Annotated in this window: 2 protein-coding genes; both read left to right on the plus strand. The window is 56.8% G+C overall.

The window, feature by feature from the left end; translation table 11 throughout:
- Positions 1 to 584: proline iminopeptidase-family hydrolase (locus tag lacNas_RS05930; RefSeq protein ID WP_201331768.1), on the plus strand; the 584-nt coding region annotated here is incomplete at its 5' end.
- Positions 585 to 739: 155 nt separating this feature from the next.
- Positions 740 to 1,340 (plus strand): helix-turn-helix domain-containing protein (locus lacNas_RS05935; RefSeq protein WP_201346689.1); only part of this gene is annotated, 601 nt, incomplete at its 3' end.

The following is a 1,340-nucleotide window of genomic DNA, read 5'->3' on the forward strand; positions in this document are numbered from 1 at the left end:
GCTGGGGCGGCCTGCTGGTCCAGGAATACGCCGTCAAGTACGGCGACCACCTCAAGGGGGCCATCATCTCCTCCATGGTTGACGACATCGACGAATACGTGGCCGCCGTCAACCGCCGCCGGCAAGAAGTCCTGCCGCAGACGGAAATCGACTTCATGCACGAATGCGAGGCAAAAGGCGACTACGCCAACCAGCGCTACCAAGAAGACGTGCAGATTTTGAACATCAACTTCGTTGACCGCAAGCAGCCTTCCAAGCTCTACCACCTGGGCGACTTGGGCGGCACGGCCGTCTACAACGCCTTCCAGGGCGACAACGAGTTCGTCATCACCGGCAAATTGAAGGACTGGCACTTCAGAAGCCAGCTGCCGAAGATCAAGGTGCCGACCCTGCTGACTTTCGGGGAAGTGGAAACCATGCCGCTGGAAACAGCAAGAACCATGCAGAAGCTGATCCCGAACTCCCGCCTGGTCACTACTCCTGACGGGGGCCACCACCACATGGTCGACAATCCGGACGTCTACTACAAGCACCTGGCTGACTTCATCAAGGAAGTCGAAGCCGGCACTTTCCAAGGCGAATAAGGCTGAAAGTCCCTTTGCGGGGACTTTTTCCTTTGTAAAGCAATTCTTAATCTTTTGTAAAAGATCCAAGTTGTAAAAGGCTTCTTTCTTTAGCTTTTGCCCTTTTTCAAGTAAAATAGGCTCAGACTATTCAGAAGCAATTAGGAGGCACAAATTTGACAATCGGTAAAGAATTACAAAAACAGCGCCGCGCCAAGCAGCTCAGCCTGGAAGCCGTTAGTCAAACTCTGCGGGTCGACCAGGCGACTCTGCAAAAGATCGAAGCCGATGATTTTCAAGGCTTAAACCCGGTCCTGGTCAGAAGCTGCATCCGGCAATATGCCAGTCTGCTGGGGTTAGACGGGGCCAAGCTCTTGGACCAGTTCACTGAGCCGGCCGCTGCCGGCAAGGACGCGCCGCAGGCCGCCAAACCGGTCCAGCCTGTTCAGCCGGCCAAAAAGCCGGCCGCCGCGGTCCGGGCCGACAAGCCAGCCGCCAGCCAGCAAGACAGCGCGGCCAACAAGGCCAAGGAGATTTTGAACAAGAGCAAGCTGCCGCACGGCTTCAAGGCAATTTTCAAATTCTTTGACGCCATCAACCTGGACAAGCTCATGAAGCTCGGGATCTGGGTGATTTTAGGCCTGGCCGCGGTCGGCTCCGTGGCCGGCGGCTTCAGCGCCCTGGCTTCCAAGGCTTCCAGCGACCAGTCAAGCTCCAGCAGCTCGTCTGCTTCCAGCTCAAGCAAGTCCGCGCCAGCTGCTTCCAGCAAGCCGGCTG

The organism is Lactobacillus nasalidis, from assembly GCF_016587775.1.
GTDB classification, from domain to species: domain Bacteria; phylum Bacillota; class Bacilli; order Lactobacillales; family Lactobacillaceae; genus Lactobacillus; species Lactobacillus nasalidis.